The sequence below is a fragment of the Larsenimonas rhizosphaerae genome, assembly GCF_023700005.1.
GTDB classification, from domain to species: domain Bacteria; phylum Pseudomonadota; class Gammaproteobacteria; order Pseudomonadales; family Halomonadaceae; genus Larsenimonas; species Larsenimonas rhizosphaerae.
The window spans coordinates 478,237-501,691 of record NZ_JAMLJK010000001.1; the positions used below are offsets into that span (position 1 = coordinate 478,237).

Genomic DNA, 23,455 nt, shown 5'->3' on the forward strand with positions numbered 1-23,455 from the left:
GTCTTGATCCGATGCGGCATCATGTGATGCCGCCGGTATTTATTCTGCCAAAAAGGACAGGTCTTCATCCTCGCGAACGGTAGTAACGATGACGCCGTTTCTGCTGACCACCAGCGTGTGCTCGAACTGTGCGGAAAGGCTCTTGTCGCGCGTGACGGCTGTCCAGCCATCCTTGAGTACCTTGGTAGGCCATGCGCCTGCATTGATCATCGGCTCGATGGTCAGGCACATGCCTTCTTCAAGCACGGCATCGTTATGTCGGTCATAGCCATCATAATGCAATACCTGAGGCTCTTCGTGAAAGTTCTTGCCGATGCCATGCCCGCAGAAATCGCGCACAACACTGTATCCGTTGCTTTCGGCATGCTGTTGAATCACGCGGCCGATATCGGAAAGCTTCGTGCCTGGGCGGACGACCTCGAGTGCCTTGTAAAGGCATTCCTGTGTGACACGGGATAGGCGCTCGCCCTTGATGTTGTCGCCGACATGAAACATGCGGCTGGTATCACCGTAATAACCATCCTTGATGACGGTCACATCGATATTGAAGATGTCACCTTTCTTCAGTTTCTTGTTGAAGTCGGGGATGCCGTGACACACGACATGGTTGAGCGAGATGCAGGTGGAGTGCTGGTAACCATGGTAACCGATGGTGGCCGAGATGCACTCAAGGTCCTGCTCGATATAATCCTGACACAGCTTGTCGAGCTCACCGGTGGATATGCCCGGACGTACGTGCTGCTCGATCATCTCGAGCACCTTGGCGGCGCAGCGTCCGGCAATTTTCAGTTTTTCGATATCGTCAGGGGTATTGATCGGGATGGACATGGGGACTCGGTGGTAAGGGCAACAGGGCCCGGTGGGTTTCATGGCCGGGCAGCGAATCGATGGAATTATACCTGCCTGTGGCAAGGCATTTCTTCAACTTGAATGCATTATATGGTATAAACCCGCGCGCTTTCCTGCAAATTGATGGCCACGGGTCAGACGATAGGCAGGCGAGTCAATCAACTATCCAAAACGACACACACGCTCCGGCACATCGCCCAGGGTGCCGCCCTGCGGTCGGGTCGATGGGGGGCGTGGAGGCATAACCCGATTCTGGAGAATCCTATGTCAGTTTCAATGCGTGATCTGCTGAAAGCCGGTGCTCACTTTGGTCACCAGACCAAATACTGGAACCCGAAGATGGGCAAGTATATCTTCGGCGCTCGTAACAAGATCCACATCATCAACCTCGAGCACACCCTGCCGGCGCTGAATGAAGCGACTGCCGTGGTCGAGAAGCTGGTGTCCAGCAACAACAAGATCCTGTTCGTGGGTACCAAGCGTGCTGCCAGTAAGATCATCAAGGAAGAAGCGAACCGCGTCAGTCAGCCGTTCGTGAACCATCGTTGGCTCGGCGGCATGCTGACCAACTACAAGACCATCCGTCAGTCCATCAAGCGTCTGCGCGAACTCGAAACCATGCATGAAGATGGTACCTTCGAGAAGCTGACCAAGAAGGAAGTCCTGATGGCTACGCGCGAGCAGGAAAAGCTTGAGCGTTCCATCGGTGGTATCAAGGAAATGGGTGGTTTGCCGGACGCCATGTTTGTTATCGACGTTGATCACGAGCGCATCGCGATCAATGAAGCAAACAAGCTGGGTATCCCGGTTATCGGTGTAGTCGACACCAACTCCAACCCGGATGGCGTTGATTACGTGATCCCGGGTAATGATGACTCCATCCGCGCGCTGCAGATCTATGTGCGCGCCATTGCCGATGCCTGTGGTAAATCCAAGCAGGATCAGGCTGGTAATGACGAGTTTGTTGAAGTCGTTGAAGACGCTCCGGAAGCTTCCGCAGAGTAAGTCCTGTCAGGCACTGCCTGTGGCCGTGAGTCGGCGCGGGCAGTGTGTGATGCGAAAAAACATTAATTTCAGGTCCGGGCGCCCGTGTGTGCGCCCTGGCCGATAATCATGATCATTGCGATCAACGAGAGGATCTGGATATGGCAGCTATCAGCGCATCTCTGGTCAAGGAACTGCGTGAGCGCACCGGTCTTGGCATGATGGAATGCAAGAAGGCTCTGACCGAGGCCGATGGTGATATTGAGCTGGCGATTGACAACCTGCGCAAGAATGCAGGTCTCAAGTCTGCCAAGAAAGCGGGTCGTGTTGCCGCTGAAGGTGCGATCATTACTCGCGTTGCCGACGACGCCAGCCTGGCCGTCATGATCGAAGTCAACTCCGAAACCGACTTCGTTGCACGTGACGAAAACTTCCAGGGTTTCACCAGCAAGGTTGCCGACAAGGCCTTTGCTACACGTCATACTGACGTGGCTGCCCTGATGGAAGGCGAGCTGGAAGAAGCGCGCAATCAGCTGGTCCAGAAGATCGGCGAGAACATCTCTGTTCGTCGTGTTGAAATCGTCGAAGCGCCGGAAGGTGGTATTCTGGGTGCCTACGTACACGGCGGCCGTATCGGTGCGGTGGTCACTCTGCAGGGCGGTACGCAGAATGCAGCTCATGACATCGCCATGCACGTTGCGGCGATCAATCCTGCGGTAGCCCGCCCCGAGAATATGCCTCAGGAGCAGCTGGATCAGGAGAAGGCCGTCATTCTGGCGCAGCCGGACATGGCTGGTAAGCCGTCTGAAATTGCCGAGAAAATGGTTCAGGGCCGTCTGAAGAAGTACCTGGCCGAGAACAGCCTGATCAATCAGCCGTTCGTCAAGGATCCGAACCAGACCGTGGCTGAATTTGCCAAGGCTTCCAACGGTGGCGAAGTATTGAGCTTCGTGCGTTATGAAGTCGGTGAAGGTATCGAGAAGGAAGAAGTTGACTTCGCCAAGGAAGTCATGGAACAGGCTCGTCGCAGCTAAGGCGACAGACTGTTTTGAAAGCCGCGACGTGGCCTGGCCATGCGCGGCTTTCGCATATCAAAATGACCGCCATCTGACTGGCCGATAGTGGCTTCAGGATGTAGGCTGATGCCCGAGCGTGTGCCTCGGCAGACTGTCCGGCCCTGCCGGCGGGATTGCCTGCGGCGGTTCAGGGCCTTGTCAGTGTGGTAGCCAATTTGCACGTATTTTACCTCCCAGGAGTGTTGCATGCCCCCCAATGAACGTAGAGCCAAGTACAAGCGCGTATTGCTCAAGCTGTCCGGTGAAGCCCTGAGCGGTGATCAGGATTTCGGTATTGATCCCAAGGTGCTCGACCGTATGGCCCTCGAAATCGGCCAGCTGGTTGGTATCGGTGTTCAGGTGGGGCTGGTGATCGGCGGCGGCAACCTGTTTCGCGGTGCGGCCCTTCATGCTGCCGGCATGGAGCGGGTCACCGGAGATCACATGGGGATGCTGGCCACCGTCATGAACGCACTTGCCATGCGTGACTCGCTTGAGCGTTCCAATATTCGCTCGCGTGTCATGTCGGCCATTCCAATGAGTGGTGTGGTAGAGCATTACGATCGCCGTACGGCTATCCGCTACCTTACCGGTGGTGATGTCGTTATCTTCTCCGCCGGCACAGGTAATCCGTTTTTCACCACGGATTCTGCAGCCTGCCTTCGAGGTATCGAGATTGATGCCGATGTAGTAGTGAAGGCTACAAAGGTTGACGGTGTCTACGACAAGGACCCGGTCAAGCATCCGGATGCCGTCCGTTACGAGCGTCTGAGCTATGATCAGGTACTTGATCAAAAGCTGGGTGTAATGGACCTGACGGCCATCTGCCTGGTACGTGATCATGAAATGCCGGTCCGAGTATTTGATACGAACAAGCCCGGAGCCCTGCTGAACCTGGTAGTGGGTTCTGATGAAGGCACGCTGATAGATAAAGGATGAGTCAGTGATTAACGAGATCAAGAAAGACGCAAAGTCACGCATGCAGAAGAGTACGGAGTCGCTTCAGAGCGCATTCTCCAAGATCCGTACCGGTCGCGCCCACCCCAGCATTCTTGATGCTGTCCGGGTGGATTATTACGGTTCTGAAATGCCGATTTCCCAGGTGGCCAATGTGAACGTGGAAGATGCGCGTACGCTGGCAGTAGTGCCGTGGGAAAAAAGCATGGTGCAGAAGGTCGAGAAGGCCATCATGACTTCGGATCTGGGGCTTAATCCGGCGACCAACGGTACCGTCATTCGTGTGCCGATGCCGGCATTGACGGAAGAAACCCGCAAGAATTACACGCGTCAGGCTCGGGCTGAAGCGGAGCAGGCCCGCGTAGCGGTGCGTAATGTGCGCCGTGATGCCAACAGTGATGTGAAGGCACTGCTCAAGCAAAAGGAAATTTCGGAAGACGAAGAGCGTCAGACCGAAGATGAGATCCAGAAGCTGACAGACGGATTTATCGCTGAAATCGATAAGCTGCTGGAACAGAAAGAACACGATCTGATGCAAGTATGAATTGAATCGGCGGGAAAATCTCCCGCCGGTGCTGCAATGTGAGTTCTCATGACGTCATCGCTAACGCACCACACCTTGCCGCGCCACGTCGCTGTAATCATGGATGGAAACAACCGCTGGGCCAAGGCTCACGGTCTGTCAGGCCTCCGTGGGCACTACGCTGGCGTCGAATCCGTACGCCACGTGGTTCGTCGTGCCAGCGAGCGGGGCGTCAAGGCAGTTACCCTGTTTGCCTTTTCAAGTGAAAACTGGCGGCGGCCAGCCGACGAAATTTCCGGACTGATGGAGTTGTTCGTACTGGCTCTACGTCGTGAAATCGGCAAGCTGCATCGCCACAATGTACGGCTGAGTATTATCGGTGAGCGGGAACGGTTGCCGAAGTCGCTGCAAAAGGCCATTGAGCGCGGTGAGCGCCGGACGTGCAACAACACCGGGCTTCACCTGATCATTGCTGCCAATTACGGTGGCCGATGGGACATTACTCAGGCAGCGCGCCGGCTGGCCCAGCAGGTTGCAGACGGTGAGCTGCTGGCCGATGACATTGATGAAAACCGCCTTGAGCGGGAAATGTGTCTTCACGATGTGCCTGAAGTGGATTTATGCATCCGTACCAGCGGCGAGCAGCGCATCAGTAATTTCCTGCTGTGGCAGCTGGCTTATGCCGAGTTTTATTTTTCGCCACTGTTCTGGCCCGACTTCGATGGTGATGCCTTCGATGAGGCCATTGAGTCCTATGCCCACCGTCATCGCCGTTTTGGAATGACAGATGACCAGATCGAGGTAGAGCGTGCTTAAGCAACGTGTACTGACTGCCCTGGTAATCGCACCCCTGGCGCTGGTCCTGTTGTTCGGGCTTGATGGCGGGGCCTATGCCTGTTTTGTGGGGCTGATCGTTCTGGCTTCCGGATGGGAGTGGGCCAACCTCGCCGGCGCCGAGTCGTCGAAGGAAAAGGCCGGTTATGTCGGGCTTTTGCTGGCGGGGCTGGTGCTCCTGTGGGTGACTGCTTCGGCTCAGGCCACCTGGCCGTTGCTGCTGTCGCTGGTCTGCTGGATGCTGGCACTTTACTGGGTCGCGCGTTATCCGCAGGCACGGGAGCAGTGGCAGGGCCAGACTCGACGTTACATTCTGGGCTTTTTCATTCTGCTTCCCTGCTGGGTAGGGTTCATGCAGTTGCGTGAAACTCCCTGGTGGCTGTTTTATGTGCTTTTTGTAGTCTGGGGCGCAGATGTTGGTGCCTATTTTGCGGGCCGTGCCTTTGGTAACCGCAAGCTGGCACCACGGGTCAGTCCGGGCAAGTCCTGGGCTGGTGTATACGGTGGTCTGGCCATGACGGTAGTGCTGGCGCTGATCATGGCCGGCTTTCAGCAGATCGGGTTGGGGGGAGCACTTTGGCTTGTTACGATCTCCCTGATAGTGGCCCTTTCTTCCGTGGTGGGCGATCTGCTGGAAAGCATGTTGAAGCGTCATCGCGGTGTGAAGGATTCGGGCAACCTGCTGCCGGGCCACGGTGGTCTTCTGGACCGCATCGATAGCCTGACAGCGGCTATTCCCCTGTTTGCGCTTCTTGCGCCTTGGGTGAGCTGACGCCATGAAGCAGCAGATTACAGTGCTGGGGGCTACGGGGTCGATTGGCAGTAGCACCATGGATGTGATTGCTCGTCATCCGGATCGCTATGAGGTTTTTGCCCTGTCTGCCGGGAGCCGCCGCGATGCATTGCTAGCCTTGTGCCGCCAGTTTGCACCCAGAGTGGCAGTGCTTGCCCGCGAGGAGGATGCGGCCTGGTTATCCGAGCGCCTGCGTGAGGAGGGGCTCGATACCGAGGCGCGTTCCGGGGTGGAAGCGTTATGTGATATTGCCCGCGCACCCGAAGTAGATGCCGTGATGGCTGCTATCGTCGGTGCGGCAGGGCTGGTACCGACACTGGCTGCCGTGCGAGCCGGAAAGCGTATTCTGCTGGCCAACAAGGAGGCGCTCGTCATGTCCGGTGCGCTTTTCATGGCAGAGGTGCGTCGTTACGGTGCCACGCTTCTACCAATCGATTCCGAGCACAATGCAATTTATCAATGCCTGCCAGCCCATCATCGGGAGGGACTGGCCCCTCTCGGTGTTCGTCAGTTGCTTCTTACGGCGTCAGGCGGTCCTTTCCGAGGGTTGGTGCGGGAAGATCTGGCTCAGGTGACACCGGAGCAGGCTTGTGCTCATCCCAACTGGTCCATGGGGCGGAAGATATCCGTGGACAGTGCGACGCTCATGAACAAGGGGCTGGAGCTGATCGAAGCCTGCTGGTTGTTCAATGCGTCGGTGGATCAGGTGCAGGTGGTTGTTCATCCCCAGAGTGTCATTCATTCCATGGTGGCCTACACCGATGGGTCTGTGCTGGCCCAGCTCGGCAATCCGGACATGCGTACGCCGATCGCTTATGGTCTGGCATGGCCGGAACGAGTGGATGCCGGCGTTGGCCCGCTCGACCTGTTCGAGATAGGCCGGCTTGATTTCGAGCGCCCGGATACGGAACGCTTTCCTTGCCTGGCTCTGGCGGCATCGGCCATGCGTGAGGGCGGGACGGCGCCGGCAGTGCTGAATGCCGCCAATGAGGTGGCTGTCGATGCCTTCCTGAACGGGCGTTTGTCCTTTCTGGGTATCAGTGATCTGGTGGCTCGTGTGCTGGCGACAGGCGGTTTTCAGCCTGCCGATGCGCTTGACGTCATTGTTGAAGAAGATCGCCGGGCACGAGCGCTGGCAGAAACGCTTCTGCAGCAACACTACAGTTGAGGTGAGGTAGCGTCATGGGCGTGCTGGAAAACATTCTGGCTGTAGTTGTCGTGCTGGGGCTTTTGATTACCATTCATGAATATGGTCATTTCTGGGCGGCCCGCCGGTGTGGCGTTCGGGTGCTGCGCTTTTCGGTAGGGTTCGGCAAGCCCCTGCTGATGCGTCGTGACCGGCATGGTACGGAATTCGCTCTGGCAGCCATTCCATTGGGTGGCTATGTGCGCATGCTGGATGAGCGTGAAGGAGATGTAGCGCCCCATGAGCGTGCCGAGGCATTCAATACCCAGTCGGTCTACAAACGCATGTTCATCGTGGCAGCCGGGCCACTGGCCAATTTTCTGCTGGCCGCAATCGCGTACTGGGTCATTTTCATGTACGGCACGACAGCCATCGTGCCGGTGGTGGGGCAGGTTGCCCCCGGAACGTCTGCGGCCGAGGCGGGCATGACGCCCAATCTTGAAATTACTCGCATCAATGGTCATCCCACCCCGTCATGGCAGGCTGTAAGCCTGCAACTGATGTCCGACATCGGTCATGACGGTGATATTGTTGTGGAAGCCAGGGCCTTTGGTAACGATGGGGCCTCACGCGAGTACCGGCTTCCGGTCGAAGGTTATCTGGTCGGTCAGGAAACGCCCTCTCCCCTGGCTTCTCTGGGGATCCGGCCCTGGCGCCCCTCGGTGCCGGCACGAATTGGTGATGTTCTGAACGATTCCCCGGCAGCGCGTTCCGGACTCAGTGCCGGTGATGAAGTAGTGGGGGTCGATGGCGATAGCATTGCCGACTGGCCGGCGCTGGTTGCGCGAATTCGCGCCTCCGCCGGTGAGCCGCTGGCGTTGACCGTACGTCGTGATGGACAATTGAAGAAATTGTCGCTGACTCCTGAAACCAAACAGCTGAAAAATGGTCAGGAGACAGGGTACATTGGAGCCTCTGCGGCACGTTTTTCATGGCCGCCTTCTCACGTGCGAAACGTCAGCTACGGTCCGATCGATGCCATGGGGCAGGCCATGACACGTACGGGAGAGATGACCGGGCTGACCGTGGGGTCCATTGGCAAGATGCTGACCGGGCTCATTTCACCGTCAAATCTTTCCGGCCCCATTACGATTGCTCGTGTGGCGGGTGATTCGGCGCGTTCCGGATTTGAAACCTTTGTCTCGTTTCTGGCATACCTGTCGATCAGCCTTGGCGTGTTGAACCTGCTGCCGGTGCCTGTCCTTGATGGAGGGCATTTGCTGTTTTATATCGCCGAAGCCATTCGCGGCAAGCCGCTTCCTGAACGTATCCAGGTCATGGGGCTTAAAATAGGCTTCATGTTGATCGGGCTGCTGATGGTGACAGCCTTTTATTTTGATTTAATGCGACTCTAGTTCACGGCGCTACCCGCCACCCCCTGTGCTTGTCAGTAGGGGGGTGTTGTGTATAAGGTGCCTGTTCACAAGGCAGCCTCTGTCAGTGAGGGGTCATACGATTCATCTGTTCCGTGTGACGGTTCAGGTGGCACTCATCGACCCGACATGTGGTGGCGGGCGGAATTCAGTAGAAGCGAAATGACGGCATGAAGATAAAAACCCTGGGGTTAATGGCGTGTCTGCTCGGCAGCGCGCAGGCGGCTTTTGCCGATAGTTTTGAAGTGTCCGATATACGAGTTGAAGGCTTGCAGCGCGTGTCGGCAGGCACGGTTTTCAACGCGCTTCCTGTTTCTGCCCATGAAGTTGTGGATGACAAAGAGCTTTCACAGGCGGGCCATGATCTGTTCAAGACGGGGCTGTTTGATGATGTGAGCTTTTCGCGTGATGGCAACGTGCTTGTTGTCAATGTGGCTGAGCGCCCCACCATTGCCAAGATCAATATCGAGGGTAATTCACGCATATCCTCCGACGACCTTCGCAAGGGGCTGACCGATTCCGGTATTTCCGAAGGCCAGGTACTGCAGCGTTCAACCCTCGAGGAGATGCAGCGCGAACTTGAGCGGGTCTATCAGGCTCAGGGGCGTTACAGTGCGCGGATCAAGACCTCTGTCAAAAAGCAGGCCAATAATCGCGCAGAAGTGAACATCAACATCAATGAAGGGGCCGTCGCGACGATCAAGCAGATCAATATCGTCGGTAACCATGCATTTGATGACGAGACGCTGACCGGCCTTTTTCAGCTGGAAGATCATCCAGGCTGGTTTCTGGGCTGGTTCTCGGATGACAAGTATTCCCGGGAAAAGCTGAGCGCCGACCTTGATAACCTGCGCAACTACTATCTTGATCGTGGGTACGTCAACTTCAATATTACCTCGACGCAGGTATCGATCAGCCCCGATAAGGAGAATATCTTTGTTACGGTGAATGTGGATGAGGGCAAGCGCTATCGCATTGGCGATATCAAGTTTGCCGGGGATGTTCACATGCCGGAAGCCGATGCTCGCAAGCTGGTGACTGCCAGCGAGGGTGATGTGTTCTCTCAATCCAGCCTTACATCGTCCAGCGAAGCGCTGCGGCAGCGGCTGGGTGCCATGGGGTTTGCCTTTGCCAAGGTCAATAGTGTTCCTCAGGTCAATGAGGATGGCGATACGGTAGATGTGACTTTCGCTGTCAATTCCGGCCGTCGTGCCTATGTACGTCGTATCAACTTCAAGGGAAATACGACTACGGCAGATGAAGTGCTGCGTCGTGAACTGGTACAGCTTGAGGGTGCACCAGCCTCAACAGATAATATCAAGGACTCCCAGGAGCGCCTGCAGCGTCTGGGCTTTTTCAAGCAGGTCGATGTCGAGACCCGACCGGTTCCCAATCATCCGGATCAGCTGGACGTCACGTATAATGTTCAGGAGCAGCCGTCAGGCAGTATTTCCGCCAGTGTCGGCTTTTCTCAATCGGCCGGTGTGATCTATGGCGCGTCCCTGTCTCAAAGCAACTTTCTGGGAACGGGTAACCGGGTCGATATTGGTGCCCAGAAAAGCGATTACTATACCAATCTGAATTTCAGCTTTACGGATCCCTACTGGACGCTGGACGGGATCTCGCGTGGCTATAACGTGTATTACCGCAAGACCGATTACGAAGATTCCGATATTTCCACGTACTCCACCGATGCCATCGGCGGCGGGATCAATTTCGGCTATCCGATCAGTGATCTGTCGCGCCTGAACTTCGGGCTGGGTGTCGAGCGTATCTCCATCGATTCCTACGATGATTCGCCCTACGAAATCATCCAGTATCTGGATGATGAAGGCGATACGTTCAACAACTTCAAGCTGACCAGCAGCTGGACGCGCAACAGCCTTAACCGAGGCGTTCTGCCGACGGCTGGCAGCTATCAGCGAGTGTCTCTGGAGGCTTCAACACCGGGCAGCGATGCCCAGTACTACAAGCTCCGCTATCGTGGCCAGAAACTCTTCCCGCTGACCACCAGTGAAGAGTGGGCGTTGAAGCTGCGCACCGAAGTCGGGTATGCCGATGGCTACGGCAATACGGACGTTTATCCGTTCTACGAGAACTTCTACTCCGGTGGTCTGGGATCCGTTCGCGGCTACAAGAGCAATACGCTTGGTGCCAAGACTACCGAGCGCAACGATGGCGACGATGACACCCTGGGGGGCAATGCTCTGGTGGAAGGATCGGTTGAAATGATCTTCCCGTTCCCGTTCATAGAAGATCGCCGTCAGTTGCAAAGCTCCCTGTTCATTGATGCGGGCAATACGTATCAGACGGACTGCATGAGTGTGCCTGCCGGACAGACCTCCGAGTGCGACTCCGGTGTTGATGTAGGCGATCTCCGCTATTCCTTCGGTGTCGGCCTGTCCTGGATTACTCCGGTAGGTCCCTTGACCTTCAGCGTTGCAAAGCCGCTGAACAAGAAGGATGGTGACGATACACAGGTTTTCCAGTTCTCGCTGGGTCAGACTTTCTGATAGATTGGCAGCATTGTTCAAGGAGAGTGGTATGCGTAAATTGACCGTGGCATTGTGCCTTACAGGGCTTCTCGGAAGCGTAGGTGTAGCAGCGCAGGCGCAGGCAGACGATGTGGCTGTGCTTGACTGGCAGCAGGCGTTGCTCAATACCAGTTCTGCGCAGCGCTCCATGAACCAGCTCAAGAATCAGCTGGGTAGCCAGCAGCAGCAAGTGAAGGCACTGGGCGAACAGGTGCAGAGCCTGCAGGAAAAACTGCAGAAAAACGGCGATGTCATGTCTGACTCCGAGCGCCAGAACCTGATCCAGCAACTGCGTCAGAAGGGCGGTCAGTTCCAGGAGCAGCGCGCTTCCCTTGAAAAGACCCGGAGTCAAAAGGAGCAGGCCTTTCTCAAGCAGGCCAAGCCAAAGCTGGACAAGGCCATTCAGCAAGTGGTCAGCAAACACAATGTCAAGGTGCTGGTCGATCGCAACAGCGTGATTTATGCCCAGGACTCCCTGGATCTTACCCAGGAAGTCACCAACGCTTTCAACTCACAAAACTGAGTGCGGCGTTAGCCGGAAACGATGACCAAAAAAGCATCTTCCTCATACTCGCTGGCCGAACTGGCCAGCCTGCTCAATGCGACGCTTGCCGGTGACGGCGAGTGTCGTGTGTCCGGCCTGTCCACGCTGACCGAGGCCGGTCCGAACGACATTGCCTTTCTGGCCAACAAGGCCTATGCCAAATATTTGGCAACCACACAGGCGGCGGCTGTATTGCTGCACCCTGATTACGTCGATGAGTGTCCGGTATCGGCTCTGGTGCTGGATAATCCTTATCTCGGCTATGCCCGTCTATCCCACTGCTTTGATCCATTGCGCCGTGATGACGCTGTAACGATGATTCATGCGAGTGCCGTGGTGCATGAGTCAGCGGTGCTTGGTGAGTGTGTTTTCATTGGCCCTCACGCGGTTATCGAGGCCGGCGTGCAGCTGGGTAACGGCGTGCATATCGGGGCAAACTGCTTTGTCGGTGCTGACAGTGCGCTTGGTGATAAAAGTTACCTGCACGCCGGTGTGGTGATTTACCACGGTGTCGTGATCGGCGAGCGTGCCATCCTGCATAGTGGTGCCGTAATCGGCGGGGATGGTTTCGGATTTGCTCATGACGGCCAGGGCTGGCACAAGATCGCACAGCTTGGTGGTGTGGTGCTGGGCAATGACGTGGAAGTCGGCAGCTGCACCAGTATTGATCGTGGTGCGCTGGGTGATACGGTCATTGGCCATGACGTCAAGATCGATAGTCAGGTACAGATTGCGCACAACGTGCACATCGGTGATCACAGTGCCCTGGCAGGATGTGTCGGGGTGGCAGGTTCTACCCGTGTTGGGCAGCACTGTCTGCTGGGCGGTGGGGTAGGTCTTGCCGGTCACATCGACATTGCCGACAGGGTACAGGTGACCGGCATGAGCCTGGTGACCAATTCGATTACGGACGCCGGGGTATATTCTTCCGGTACCGGCTCCATGCCCAATGCCCAGTGGCGCCGCAATGCCGTTCGGTTCAAGCAGCTTGATGAGCTGTCCCGACGCGTCAGGGCGCTGGAGCGCAGTCAAAACTGATACTCTCCGACCGTGACTGGTGGTCACCTTCAGGTCGCGTATAATGGCCGACCAGTCATCGGGGATATTGCCCCGCTACATGCCTGCCAGTAATGGCAGGCATTTCGTTATTCTAGAGGTTGCATGCCAATGGTAATGGACATCAACGAGATTCGTGAGTATCTCCCCCATCGCTATCCGTTTCTTTTGATTGATCGGGTGACGGAACTCACCACCGGTGAATCCATCGTCGGCTTCAAGAACGTCAGCATCAATGAGCCTTTCTTCAATGGCCACTTCCCCGAGCATCCCATCATGCCGGGCGTACTTATCATTGAAGCGCTGGCGCAGGCAGCAGGTATTCTTGGCTTCAAGACCGTTAACAAATTGCCACGAGACGGGTATATCTACTACCTCGTCGGAAGCGACAATGTTCGCTTCAAGCGCCCCGTGCTGCCGGGGGATCGGTTGCGCCTCGAGGCAAGGATGATCAAGGCCCGTCGGGGTATCTGGAAGTTTGCCTGCCGTGCGCACGTGGACGACGAACTGGTGTGCGAAGCTGATATCATTTGTGCCGAGAGGAAGGTCGCTTGATTCATTCAACCGCTATCATCGATCCATCGGCTGTGATTGCCGATGACGTTGACATCGGGCCGTTCTGTGTCGTGGGGGCTGATGTCGAAATAGGCTCCGGCTGCGTTATCGGTCCTCACAGTGTCATCAGTGGGCCGACGCGCATCGGCATCAATAACCGCATCTTTCAGTTCACGTCGATCGGCGAAGAGTGCCAGGACAAGAAGTATGCCGGTGAACCGACGCGTCTTGAAATCGGAGATTACAATACCTTCCGGGAAGGTGTGACGGTGCACCGGGGAACTACCCAGGACAAGGAGCTGACTCGGATTGGCAGCCATGGTCTGTTCATGGCGTACGCACATGTTGCCCATGACTGTGACATTGGTGACCACGTCATCATGGCCAACCAGGCAACACTGGGCGGCCATGTGCATATTGGCGATCACGTTATTCTGGGCGGTCTTTCGGCAGTGCATCAGTTCTGCCATATCGGGGATCATGCCATGTGTGGTGGTGGATCGATCGTGACCAAGGACGTTCCGGCGTACACCATGGCCAACGGTCACCCGGCGCATGTGCACGGGCTTAATCTGGTAGGGCTAAAACGTCGTGGGTTCTCCCGCCAGGCTCTTTTGTCCCTGCAGACAGCCTACAAGCGAACATGGCGGCAGGGGCTGACCCTTGAGCAGGCCATCGACAGCATTGAGCAGGATGATGCGTTGACAGGACCTGAAATAGACGTCTTTATCGCGTCGCTCAAGGCCTCCGAGCGTGGCATTACTCGCTGATGATCAGGGTCTACCTGGTGGCGGGTGAGTTGTCCGGGGACCTTCTTGGTTCCGGATTGATGCGGGCGCTGAAGGCGCTGCACCCCGATATTGCCTTTCGAGGTGTCGGCGGGCCACGCATGCAGGCCGAAGGGCTGGATAGTCAGATTCCGCTCGAGCGGCTGGCTATCATGGGGCTGGTGGAAGTGGTTCGCCACCTGCCTGCTCTGTTCGGGTTTCGTGCCCGGCTGCGTGAAGATGCACTGGCCTGGCAGGCCGATATCATGGTCGGTATTGATTACCCTGATTTCAATCTACGGCTGGCTCGTCAGTTGCGCGCTACCGGCATGAAAACCGTTCATTACGTCAGTCCGTCGGTCTGGGCCTGGCGTCAGGGGCGGGTCAAGGGTATTCGAGCATCCGTTGATCGAATGTTGACGTTTTTGCCCTTTGAAGCCTCCTTCTATCGTGCCCATCAGGTACCGGTTACCTTTGTCGGTCATCCGCTGGCAGAAGAACTGCCACTGGAAGATGATCGGGAGGCCGCCCGGGACAAGCTGGGTCTGTCTGAAACAGTTCGAGTGCTTGCCGTTCTGCCCGGTTCCCGACGTCAGGAAATTGCGTTCAATGCCCCGACGTTTCGTGATGCAGTCGCGCTGCTGAGACAGCGTGATCCAGAGTTGCAGGTCGTGATTCCGGCGGCCAATACCCAGCGACGGGATGAGCTGGCAGCACTGGGCATGGATCAGGCCGGTGGCTTCACGGTACTTGATGGTCTGGCCTGGATGGCCATGACTGCTGCAGATGCCGTCCTGTTGACGTCCGGCACTGCCGCGCTTGAAGCCATGCTTTGCCATCGGCCGATGGTCGTGGCCTATCGTCATGGCCAGGTAACGCACTGGATGGCGCAGCGGCTGGTCAAGACTCCCTGGATTTCACTGCCCAATCTCATTGCGCAGGAAGAAATCGTGCCGGAGCTGATTCAGGATGCAGCGACACCCGAGGCGCTGGCCGAGACCCTGTGGCCCATGCTTGAGCATCAGGCCGAGCGGCAGCAGATAGGCGAACGTTTCAGAGCCCTGCACAGGCAGTTGCAGTGTGGTGCCAGCGAGCGAGCCGCCAGAGCAGTGCTGGAGGTGGTTGAGCATGGCTGAGGCAATGCAGTGGCCACCGCTGGTGATTGATTATCAGGGCGAGCGCCTGGCGGGTGTGGATGAGGTAGGACGCGGGCCGCTGATAGGTGATGTGGTCGCCGCAGCGGTGATACTTGATCCGGCGCGACCGATTACCGGGCTGGCGGATTCCAAGAAGCTCAGCAGCAAGCGGCGAGAGGCACTGGATCAGTTGATCCGCGAGCAGGCGCTCTGCTTTGCCATCGCCCACGCCACCCCGGATGAGATTGATACGCTCAATATCCATCATGCCACCCACCTGGCCATGCGTCGTGCCATTGACGCGCTCACGCCGGCGGCAGAATATCTGCTGGTGGATGGCAACAAGCTGCCGGGCCATGTTCTTCCCGGCCAGGCCGTGGTCAAGGGCGATGCCCGACATGACGCCATTGCCGCAGCATCGATCATCGCCAAGGTCACCCGTGACCGGCAGATGGTTGCACTTGACGCAGCGCACCCGGCGTATGGTTTTGCCCGGCACAAGGGGTACCCGACACGGGAGCACCTGGACGCGCTGAAGCGACTGGGGCCCTTGCCGGAGCATCGCCGGTCCTTTGCGCCGCTCAAGCACCAGCACAATCTTTTTTGAGTGGGTGTGCCTTCAGCACCCATGCCCTCTTTCGACAGACAGCAATGAGTGGTTTCAGCGATGTCCTTCGTTCATCTCCGCGTTCATAGTGAGTATTCGCTGGTTGACGGTCTGATTCGGCTCAAGCCGTTGGTCAAGCAGGCAGGGGAGCAGGGATTGCCTGCGCTGGCATTGACCGATGACTCCAATCTGTTCGGGCTGGTCAAGTTCTACAAGGCCAGTCAAGCGGCAGGTATCAAACCGATCATCGGTGCGGATGTCTGGATGGATAACCCGTTCGATGAGGATCATCCCTACCGGCTGACCCTGATTGCAATGAATAATCAGGGCTATCGCAACCTGACTGAGCTGATTGCTCGTAGCTGGCAGCATGGCCAGCGTCAGGGCCGTGCACAGCTCAAGAAGGAATGGATCTTCGAGCAGAGTGACGGGCTGATTGTTCTGTCCGGTGGGCGAGAGGGTGAAATCGGCCGTTTTCTGCTGTCCGAACACTATCAGACTGCCCGTGACCTGCTGACCGAATGGCAGCGGTTTTTCCCTGACAGATTCTACCTTGAGCTGCAGCGCACGAAGCGCCAGTACGAGGAAGCCTGTGTGAACCTGAGTGTCGAGCTGGCCCTCGAGACCGGCACGCCGGTGGTAGCCACCAATGATGTCCGCTTCATGCACCGTGAGGATTACTGGGCGCACGAAACCCGCGTCTCTGTAGGTGAAGGTCGCGCGCTGGATGATCCACGTCGTGAAACGCGCTATAGCGAAGAGCAATACTTCAAGTCGGCCGACGAGATGGCCGAGCTTTTCTCTGACCTGCCCGAAGCCATCGATAATACGGTCATGATTGCCGCGCGATGCAACGTGGATGTTCGGCTGGGAGAATACTTTCTGCCCGAGTACCCCGTGCCTGATGGCATGACAATGGAAGAGTTCTTCTGCAAGTTGTCCCATGACGGTCTGACCCAGCGTCTGCACAAGCTGTTCGATGCCGACCATGCCATCTATCGTGATCGTGATCGCGCTGCCTGTGAGCCGGCTTATCGTGAACGACTGGATTTCGAGTTGAACGTCATTAACCAGATGGGGTTCCCCGGTTACTTCCTGATCGTGATGGACTTCATTCGCTGGGCCAAGCAGAACGACGTACCGGTCGGGCCCGGGCGAGGCTCCGGTGCCGGCTCGCTGGTGGCCTATGCGCTTGAGATCACTGATCTGGATCCACTGGAATACGATCTGCTGTTCGAGCGGTTCCTGAATCCCGAGCGTGTCTCGATGCCCGACTTTGACGTCGACTTCTGCATGGAGAAGCGGGACCGGGTTATCGACTATGTGGCGGATCGGTATGGGCGTGAGGCCGTATCCCAGATCGTGACCTTCGGCACCATGGCCGCCAAGGCGGTGGTCAGGGATGTGGCGCGTGCCCAGGGCAAGCCATATTCGCTGGGCGACAAGCTGTCGAAGTTGATTCCGTTTGAAGTCGGAATGACCCTGGGCAAGGCCTGGGATCAGGAGGAGGGGCTGCGGGATTACGTCAACAATGACGAAGAAGCCCATGAAATATGGGAAATGGCGCAGAAGCTCGAGGGCATTACGCGCGGTACCGGCAAGCACGCCGGTGGGGTCGTGATTGCACCCACCAAACTGACCGACTTCTCGCCGCTGCTGTGTGACGAGGACGGTTCCGGACTGGTCGTTCAGTTCGACAAGAACGATGTCGAGGAAGCCGGTCTGGTCAAGTTTGACTTTCTGGGGCTCCGGACGCTTACGATCATCGACTGGGCACTTGAGATGGTCGACGCGGTGCGTGCACGCGAAGGACAGGAACCGCTGGATATCGCTACGATCCCGCTGGACGACGCGCCTACCTTTGACATGCTCAAGAAGGCCGAGACCACCGCGGTATTTCAGCTTGAGTCCCGTGGCATGAAAGAGCTGATCAAACGGCTTCAGCCGGATTCGCTGGAAGACATGATCGCCCTGGTGGCCCTGTTTCGTCCCGGCCCCCTTCAGTCAGGCATGGTGGATGACTTCATCAACCGAAAGCATGGCCGGGCCGAGGTGTCCTACCCTCATCCGGATTATCAGCATGAATCGTTGAAGCCGGTACTGGAGCCGACCTACGGGATCATCCTGTACCAGGAGCAGGTCATGCAGATTGCACAGGTGCTGGCCGGCTACAGTCTGGGGCAGGCGGATCTGCTGCGTCGTGCCATGGGTAAGAAAAAGCCCGAGGAAATGGCCAAGCAGCGTGTTGGCTTCATGGAAGGGTGCGCTGCCAATGGGGTTGAAAAAAGCCTGGCCGGCAACATTTTTGACCTGGTGGAAAAGTTTGCCGGGTACGGGTTCAACAAGTCGCACTCGGCGGCCTACGGTCTGGTGTCCTATCAGACGGCCTGGCTCAAGGCACATTATCCGGCACCGTTCATGGCCGCTGTCATTTCCACCGAGATGCACAACATTGACAAGGTGGTGCCGCTGATCGAGGAATGCAGACGGATGGGGCTGACCGTGACGCCACCGGACGTGAATGTGGGCGGCTACAAGTTCACCGTCAATGAACAAAATGAAGTGGTTTACGGGCTCGGCGCCATTCGTGGCGTTGGTGAGGGGCCGATCGAGGCCATCGTAGAAGCGCGTGCCGAAGGGGGAGATTTCTCGGACATCTTCGATTTCTGCCGGCGTATCGACGGTAAGCGCATGAACAAGCGTACGCTGGAGGCGCTGATCCGCTCCGGTGCCCTTGACTCGGTCGGGCCATCGCGTGCTGTCATGGCCGCCGGGCTTGATGATGCCATCAAGGCGGCGTCCCAGAGCCATACCAATGCCAGCATCGGCATGATGGACATGTTTGGTGAGGCCTTCGGTGACAGTACCGCTGATGAAGATGTCTACCTCGAGTATCGCCGTGTCCGTGACTGGACGGATCGTGAGCGGCTGGCGGGGGAGAAGGATACCCTCGGCCTTTATTTGACCGGCCATCCGATCGATGAATATGAGCGCGAACTGAAGCGCTTTGTCAGCACCCGTATCGTTGATCTCAAGCCTTCCCGTGAGTCACAGCGGGTAGCCGGGCTGGTAGTGGCGATGCGCACCATGAAGTCAAAACGCGGCGATACGCTGGCCTTTGCTACTCTGGATGATCGCACCGGGCGTATCGAGGCGTCCCTGTTCGGAGAGCTTTATGATCAGGTGCGTGGCCAGCTGGCGGAAGATCAGGTGCTTATTATCGAAGGCGAGGTCAGCCAGGACGATTATTCCGGCGGCTTGCGGCTGCGTGGCAAGGAAATTACGCCGATAGTTTCGGCGCGGACACGCTTCGGTGAGGCGGTGGAGCTGCATATCGATGGTGCGCGCGCCAACGGCGGGCTGATCCGAACGCTGCAGGCACAGCTCACGCCCTATAAGGCGGCTGAGGGACTTCCCGTCCGGTTGACCTACCGCAACGCGGTAGCACAGGGCCAGGTAGAGCTGGGCGAGGCCTGGCGGGTGACCCCCAGCGATGAGCTGTTCATCGCCCTGAATGAGGTAGAAGGCCAGGAGCGCGTCAGCCTCAGGTATCGCTGATGCATTCACGGCAACGGCCCCGGTGCTTGCAGTCACGCAGCACCATGGGATAATACGCCATTTACGCTCGTCGGCAGCATGACAGTAGCGGCGAGCAAACCCGACAGTTCCGTACCGGTTTCCTGTATGACGAGCTGCCCGAGAGTGTGATAAAGCCCCTATGAATCCGAACTATCTGGACTTTGAACAGCCTATTGCCGAGATGCAGGCCAAGATTGAAGAGCTGCGTCTGGTGGGCAATGACTCCAAGATCAATATCAGCGACGAAGTGGGCAAGCTTGAGGAAAAAAGCCGAAAGCTGACCGAGCAGATCTTCCGGGACCTGACGCCCTGGCAGGTGACGCAGCTGTCGCGTCATCCGCAGCGCCCGTATACGCTGGATTATCTTGAAGAGATCTTCACTGATTTCGAAGAGCTGCACGGTGATCGTCTTTTTGCCGATGATGCAGCTCTGGTGGGCGGCGTAGCCCGACTTGATGAGCGTCCTGTCATGGTCATCGGCCATCAAAAGGGACGTACCGTGAAGGACAAGGTGCGGCGCAATTTCGGTATGCCCCGGCCGGAAGGCTATCGCAAGGCGCAGCGGCTGATGGAAATGGCCGAGCGCTTCAGGATGCCGATCCTGACATTCATCGATACCCCTGGTGCCTACCCGGGCATTGATGCCGAGGAGCGTGGCCAGAGTGAGGCGATTGCGCGTAACCTGGCGGTGATGTCCAGACTCAAGACACCCATCATCTCGACGGTGATTGGCGAAGGTGGCTCCGGTGGTGCACTGGCCATTGGCGTGTGTGATGAGCTCCAGATGCTGCAGTATTCCACCTATTCGGTCATTTCTCCGGAAGGGTGCGCTTCGATCCTGTGGAAGAGCGCAGACAAGGCATCTGATGCCGCCCAGGCCATGGGGATTACGGCGGTTCGCCTGAAGGAGCTCGGGTTTGTCGATACATTGATCGAAGAGCCGCTCGGCGGTGCGCACCGCCAGCGTGAGGCGACGGCTCAGCGTATTCGCACGGCCCTTAATGACTCGCTTGACCGGCTGACAGCCATGGACACCGAGGCGCTGCTCGAGCGGCGTTACTCTCGTCTGATGAGCTACGGGGCACCGCAATAATCCTGCGGTGATCCATGAAAGGCGTGCATTGGCACGCCTTTTTTTGGTTCTGCGAAAGGCGGCAATGACAGGAGGCGGTAATGAGTGGGTATGCATACCCTGAGCTTCAGGGCATGATTCGTCAGGCACTGAAGGCCCTGGCATCTCGCCAGGTGTTTGTTGGCGTGTCTGGCGGGCTCGATAGTGCCTGCCTCCTGCATCTGGCTGCACGGTCCTGTCCCCCTGAGATGACTGTCAGGGCTGTGCATGTCAATCATCAACTCCATGAAGACGCAGGTACCCTTCAGCAGGCCTGTCAGATTCTTTGTGATGCGCTTTCTGTACCGCTGGACGTTATGACGGTGGAGGTTGACCGCAGCAGCGGCCGAGGCATCGAAGCCGCCGCGCGTGAGGCGCGCTATCAAGCCTTCAATGAGGTAATGGGTGCCGGTGATGTTCTGTGGTTGGCCCACCACCTGGACGATCAGGCGGAAACCGTATTGCTTCGGTTATTGCGAGGCAGTGGTGTAGACGGGTTGGGAGCAATGGCCGAGAAGCGCGACGCCGCCGGAGGCTTTCGGGTCGAGCGACCATTACTGTCGGTATCCCGCACGCAGCTTGAAGCGTATGCCTGTCATCATCGGCTTCATTTTCATGATGATCCCACCAATGAGGATATGTCGCTTGATCGCAACTATCTGCGCCATCAGGTGATGCCGCTGCTTATGGCGCGCTGGCCGCAGGCTGCCGGTGCCATGGCTTCATCGGCGCATCAGGCCCGCGAGGCATCTGCGCTGATGGCTGACTGGAGTGGAACGTTTCTTGAGACCATCATGCCAGTGCCCGGGGTATTGGATATAGCCGGTCTGAAGGCGCAGGAGCCTGCCGCCCGTCGCGTGCTGATTCGTAGCGCGCTGGCTCGAGTGAAGCTGCCCATGCCGCCACGGGCGCGTCTGGAAAGCCTTCTTGAACAGCTGGAGGCGACTGGTAATGCCTTGCCTTGTGTGGTCTGGCCGGGAGCCGAGGCGCGGTGCTGGCGGGGGCGGTTGTATCTTGAAGCGCCCGCCACCTCGCTGCCACCGGACTGGTGTGTCGAGTGGACCAGCGGTGTGGCGCTTGATACGCCGCTGGGCCGGTGGCATGGCGAGTTGCTGCCGTTGCTGGCCGGGCCGGTGCCTCAGGGCCAGGCCTCTGCTCGCCGGGGGGGCGAGCAGCTGTACCTTCGTGGCCATCACCGTCGTCTCAAGACCCTGCTTCAGGAGGCCGGGGTGCCGCCATGGCAGCGAACACAATGTGTGGTGCTAAGCGTTGCATCCCGCCCTGTTGCCCTGATCTTTCCGCCCCACAGTGATCGAGCACCCTTGGTCGCTGATCACTGGCAGCTTATGCAGGCGGGTTGGTCTGACGGATTGCCACCTCAAGCGTGATACCGGCTTCCTGCAGGTAATGTGCTTCACGCTCGGCATCATTCAGCCGCAGCGTATCCTGCTCGGGCAGTGTCAGGATGAGGGTTTCACCCTTGACGGTCAGCGAAAGGTCCTGAAAGGGTTCGTCATCGCGGGAGTGGTTGAGCATGACGGCCAAACGCAGCAGCACGGCAATGCGTTGAAAATGCAGTGCCTGGCGTTCCGGCAGTTGCCTGGCTTCTCTGGTCGGGTAGCGGCGTCGGTGCGCGCGTACAAGAAATGCCAGCAGTCCCTGTTCCGGGCGAGAGAATCCGGATAAATCTGCATTTTCGAGAATGTAGCTGCCGTGACGATGAAAGCGTGCGTGTGAAATGCTCAGGCCCATCTCATGAAGCGATGCCGCCCACTGCAGGTAGCAGCGGTGCAGTTCGGTGAGCCCCCATTCGCTGCGAGCGGATGAAAACAGAATGTCTGCTGTCTGACAGACGTTGAGTTGCTGGCGCTCATCAATATCAAAGCGCTTGACCAGCGCCTTGACGCTTTCGTGGCGAGGGTCTTCCGGGGTATTCCTGCCGATCAGGTCATACATGACGCCTTCACGCAGAGCGCCCCCGGCATAGCGCATGCTTTCCAGCTCAAGAAGGTCAAATATGGCGCGCAGAATAGCCAGTCCAGCGGGGTAGACCCGTGCTCGTGTCGGTTTAAGCCCGTCCAGAGCCAATCCTTCCAGCTGACCTGACTTGATCAGGCGTTTTTTCAGCCATTCAAGTCCCTTGCGTGTAATTATGCCTTCACTGCACTGCTGGTGGGCTTCCAGTATTTCTGCCGTGGCCCGGATGGTACCGGAGGTGCCGATCGGATCCTGCCAGCCAAGGCGACGGTAGTTTCTTGCGATACTGGCAAGCTCGGAGCGCGCTTCTCGCTCAGCCTGACGGAAATTCTTCTCGGTCACTCGGCCGTCGGCAAAAAATCGATCGGTATATACCACGCATCCCATCTCGAGGCTTTCAAGCGCCAGGGGGGTAAAACGTTCGCCAATGATCATCTCGGTGGACCCGCCGCCGATGTCGGCGACCAGTCGTCGTCCATGGACATCCGCCAGGGCATGGGCAGCTCCCAGATAAATCAGTCGAGCCTCCTCGCGGCCTGAAATGATCTCGATGTCATGTTGCAGAAATTGCTGGGCGCGAGACAGGAATTCGCCGCTGTTCGATGCAATACGGAGCGCATTGGTGCCTACAATGCGAATATCTTCCGGTGCAATGCCATCGATGAAACGTGCAAACATGGCCAGGCAGGCCATGGCGCGTTCCATGGCTTCTTCGCTCAGCTGTCCGTGGTGGTCCATGCCATCGGCCAGTTGCACCTTTTCACCACGCTTTTCAAGCGTCTTGAAATAGCCTTCGCTGTACTCGACGATGAGCAGGTGAAAACTGTTGGAGCCAAGATCGATGGCTGCCAGTTGACGTGGCGCACTGCCGTCACGGGCCTGGGTCATAGGGGTATCCTGGTATATGCACAATCACGAGTCGTCGTCACTTGCCTGTGACAAGTTCGCTGCCCCGCTTTATAGTTGGTAAGCATGCTGATTCAGCATAACGCAGTTTCTGCGTGGCTTTATCGGCCACATTAACCTGGTTTTATT

At 57.5% G+C, this 23,455-nt stretch carries 20 protein-coding genes; 18 read left to right on the forward strand and 2 right to left on the reverse strand.

From position 1 onward, the window contains the following. Positions 1-39: 39 nt before the first annotated feature. Positions 40-828, reverse strand: a complete 789-nt coding sequence (map, locus tag NAT21_RS02115; protein WP_250935310.1) for a type I methionyl aminopeptidase — start codon at positions 826-828, stop codon at positions 40-42. A gap of 285 nt (positions 829-1,113) precedes the next feature. Here map and rpsB point away from each other — a divergent pair, with 285 nt between their 5' ends. From rpsB to tilS, 18 genes are all read left to right on the forward strand, one after another. Further along, positions 1,114-1,854, forward strand: a complete 741-nt coding sequence (gene rpsB, locus NAT21_RS02120) for a 30S ribosomal protein S2 (RefSeq protein WP_250935311.1) — start codon at positions 1,114-1,116, stop codon at positions 1,852-1,854. Positions 1,855-1,994: 140 nt separating this feature from the next. Next, positions 1,995-2,867, forward strand: a complete 873-nt coding sequence (gene tsf, locus NAT21_RS02125; protein WP_250935312.1) for a translation elongation factor Ts — start codon at positions 1,995-1,997, stop codon at positions 2,865-2,867. 228 nt (positions 2,868-3,095) lie between these two features. Beyond that, entirely contained in the window at positions 3,096-3,827 is a 732-nt protein-coding gene (gene pyrH, locus NAT21_RS02130) for a UMP kinase (RefSeq protein ID WP_250935313.1), read from the forward strand. Between the two features lie 4 nt (positions 3,828-3,831). After that, on the forward strand, positions 3,832-4,389 hold the full coding sequence (frr, locus tag NAT21_RS02135; RefSeq protein WP_250935314.1) for a ribosome recycling factor: 558 nt from the start codon (positions 3,832-3,834) through the stop codon (positions 4,387-4,389). Between the two features lie 48 nt (positions 4,390-4,437). Then, positions 4,438-5,184 (forward strand): polyprenyl diphosphate synthase, encoded by a 747-nt coding sequence (uppS, locus tag NAT21_RS02140; protein ID WP_250935315.1) that lies wholly within the window; start codon positions 4,438-4,440, stop codon positions 5,182-5,184. Then, a complete protein-coding gene (locus tag NAT21_RS02145; protein WP_250935316.1) occupies positions 5,177-5,974 on the forward strand; it encodes a phosphatidate cytidylyltransferase in 798 nt (265 codons plus the stop codon). Before uppS ends, NAT21_RS02145 begins: the two co-directional genes overlap by 8 nt. Before the next feature lie 4 nt (positions 5,975-5,978). Beyond that, positions 5,979-7,163, forward strand: coding sequence for a 1-deoxy-D-xylulose-5-phosphate reductoisomerase (ispC, locus tag NAT21_RS02150; protein ID WP_250935318.1), 1,185 nt, complete (start codon positions 5,979-5,981; stop codon positions 7,161-7,163). A gap of 14 nt (positions 7,164-7,177) precedes the next feature. Beyond that, positions 7,178-8,536, forward strand: a complete 1,359-nt coding sequence (gene rseP, locus NAT21_RS02155) for an RIP metalloprotease RseP (protein WP_250935320.1) — start codon at positions 7,178-7,180, stop codon at positions 8,534-8,536. Between the two features lie 188 nt (positions 8,537-8,724). After that, positions 8,725-11,067: an outer membrane protein assembly factor BamA gene (gene bamA, locus NAT21_RS02160; RefSeq protein WP_250935322.1), complete on the forward strand. Its 2,343-nt coding sequence runs from the start codon at positions 8,725-8,727 to the stop codon at positions 11,065-11,067. Positions 11,068-11,098: 31 nt separating this feature from the next. Then, on the forward strand, positions 11,099-11,611 hold the full coding sequence (locus NAT21_RS02165; RefSeq protein WP_250935324.1) for an OmpH/Skp family outer membrane protein: 513 nt from the start codon (positions 11,099-11,101) through the stop codon (positions 11,609-11,611). 21 nt (positions 11,612-11,632) lie between these two features. Beyond that, a complete protein-coding gene (lpxD, locus tag NAT21_RS02170; RefSeq protein ID WP_250935326.1) occupies positions 11,633-12,670 on the forward strand; it encodes a UDP-3-O-(3-hydroxymyristoyl)glucosamine N-acyltransferase in 1,038 nt (345 codons plus the stop codon). 129 nt (positions 12,671-12,799) lie between these two features. Then, on the forward strand, positions 12,800-13,243 hold the full coding sequence (gene fabZ / locus NAT21_RS02175; protein ID WP_250937951.1) for a 3-hydroxyacyl-ACP dehydratase FabZ: 444 nt from the start codon (positions 12,800-12,802) through the stop codon (positions 13,241-13,243). After that, positions 13,240-14,013 (forward strand): acyl-ACP--UDP-N-acetylglucosamine O-acyltransferase, encoded by a 774-nt coding sequence (gene lpxA, locus NAT21_RS02180; protein WP_250935328.1) that lies wholly within the window; start codon positions 13,240-13,242, stop codon positions 14,011-14,013. Before fabZ ends, lpxA begins: the two co-directional genes overlap by 4 nt. Then, positions 14,013-15,146 (forward strand): lipid-A-disaccharide synthase, encoded by a 1,134-nt coding sequence (lpxB, locus tag NAT21_RS02185; protein ID WP_250935330.1) that lies wholly within the window; start codon positions 14,013-14,015, stop codon positions 15,144-15,146. Before lpxA ends, lpxB begins: the two co-directional genes overlap by 1 nt. Next, positions 15,139-15,753 (forward strand): ribonuclease HII, encoded by a 615-nt coding sequence (gene rnhB, locus NAT21_RS02190; protein WP_250935332.1) that lies wholly within the window; start codon positions 15,139-15,141, stop codon positions 15,751-15,753. The genes lpxB and rnhB overlap by 8 nt, the downstream gene beginning before the upstream one ends. A gap of 60 nt (positions 15,754-15,813) precedes the next feature. After that, positions 15,814-19,311: a DNA polymerase III subunit alpha gene (dnaE, locus tag NAT21_RS02195; RefSeq protein ID WP_250935333.1), complete on the forward strand. Its 3,498-nt coding sequence runs from the start codon at positions 15,814-15,816 to the stop codon at positions 19,309-19,311. A 160-nt stretch (positions 19,312-19,471) separates the two neighbouring features. Then, complete coding sequence (accA, locus tag NAT21_RS02200; RefSeq protein ID WP_250935334.1) at positions 19,472-20,425, forward strand: acetyl-CoA carboxylase carboxyl transferase subunit alpha; 954 nt, start codon at positions 19,472-19,474, stop codon at positions 20,423-20,425. A gap of 80 nt (positions 20,426-20,505) precedes the next feature. Continuing rightward, positions 20,506-21,831, forward strand: a complete 1,326-nt coding sequence (gene tilS, locus NAT21_RS02205) for a tRNA lysidine(34) synthetase TilS (RefSeq protein WP_250935335.1) — start codon at positions 20,506-20,508, stop codon at positions 21,829-21,831. Here the strand turns inward: tilS and ppx are convergent. Then, the gene (gene ppx, locus NAT21_RS02210; protein WP_250935336.1) at positions 21,788-23,308 is read right to left on the reverse strand and encodes an exopolyphosphatase; all 1,521 of its coding nucleotides are present in this window, start codon (positions 23,306-23,308) and stop codon (positions 21,788-21,790) included. The genes tilS and ppx overlap by 44 nt on opposite strands. Between the last annotated feature and the right edge of the window lie 147 nt (positions 23,309-23,455).

What these genes read in the sequence shown, in the direction of transcription:
- map (WP_250935310.1), bottom strand. Translation starts at nt 828, where the DNA reads ATGTCCATCCCGATCAATACCCCTGACGATATCGAAAAACTGAAAATT.
- rpsB (WP_250935311.1), top strand. Translation starts at nt 1,114, where the DNA reads ATGTCAGTTTCAATGCGTGATCTGCTGAAAGCCGGTGCTCACTTTGGT.
- tsf (WP_250935312.1), top strand. Translation starts at nt 1,995, where the DNA reads ATGGCAGCTATCAGCGCATCTCTGGTCAAGGAACTGCGTGAGCGCACC.
- pyrH (WP_250935313.1), top strand. Translation starts at nt 3,096, where the DNA reads ATGCCCCCCAATGAACGTAGAGCCAAGTACAAGCGCGTATTGCTCAAG.
- uppS (WP_250935315.1), top strand. Translation starts at nt 4,438, where the DNA reads ATGACGTCATCGCTAACGCACCACACCTTGCCGCGCCACGTCGCTGTA.
- ispC (WP_250935318.1), top strand. Translation starts at nt 5,979, where the DNA reads ATGAAGCAGCAGATTACAGTGCTGGGGGCTACGGGGTCGATTGGCAGT.
- rseP (WP_250935320.1), top strand. Translation starts at nt 7,178, where the DNA reads ATGGGCGTGCTGGAAAACATTCTGGCTGTAGTTGTCGTGCTGGGGCTT.
- bamA (WP_250935322.1), top strand. Translation starts at nt 8,725, where the DNA reads ATGAAGATAAAAACCCTGGGGTTAATGGCGTGTCTGCTCGGCAGCGCG.
- NAT21_RS02165 (WP_250935324.1), top strand. Translation starts at nt 11,099, where the DNA reads ATGCGTAAATTGACCGTGGCATTGTGCCTTACAGGGCTTCTCGGAAGC.
- lpxD (WP_250935326.1), top strand. Translation starts at nt 11,633, where the DNA reads ATGACCAAAAAAGCATCTTCCTCATACTCGCTGGCCGAACTGGCCAGC.
- fabZ (WP_250937951.1), top strand. Translation starts at nt 12,800, where the DNA reads ATGGTAATGGACATCAACGAGATTCGTGAGTATCTCCCCCATCGCTAT.
- lpxB (WP_250935330.1), top strand. Translation starts at nt 14,013, where the DNA reads ATGATCAGGGTCTACCTGGTGGCGGGTGAGTTGTCCGGGGACCTTCTT.
- rnhB (WP_250935332.1), top strand. Translation starts at nt 15,139, where the DNA reads ATGGCTGAGGCAATGCAGTGGCCACCGCTGGTGATTGATTATCAGGGC.
- dnaE (WP_250935333.1), top strand. Translation starts at nt 15,814, where the DNA reads ATGTCCTTCGTTCATCTCCGCGTTCATAGTGAGTATTCGCTGGTTGAC.
- accA (WP_250935334.1), top strand. Translation starts at nt 19,472, where the DNA reads ATGAATCCGAACTATCTGGACTTTGAACAGCCTATTGCCGAGATGCAG.
- tilS (WP_250935335.1), top strand. Translation starts at nt 20,506, where the DNA reads ATGAGTGGGTATGCATACCCTGAGCTTCAGGGCATGATTCGTCAGGCA.
- ppx (WP_250935336.1), bottom strand. Translation starts at nt 23,308, where the DNA reads ATGACCCAGGCCCGTGACGGCAGTGCGCCACGTCAACTGGCAGCCATC.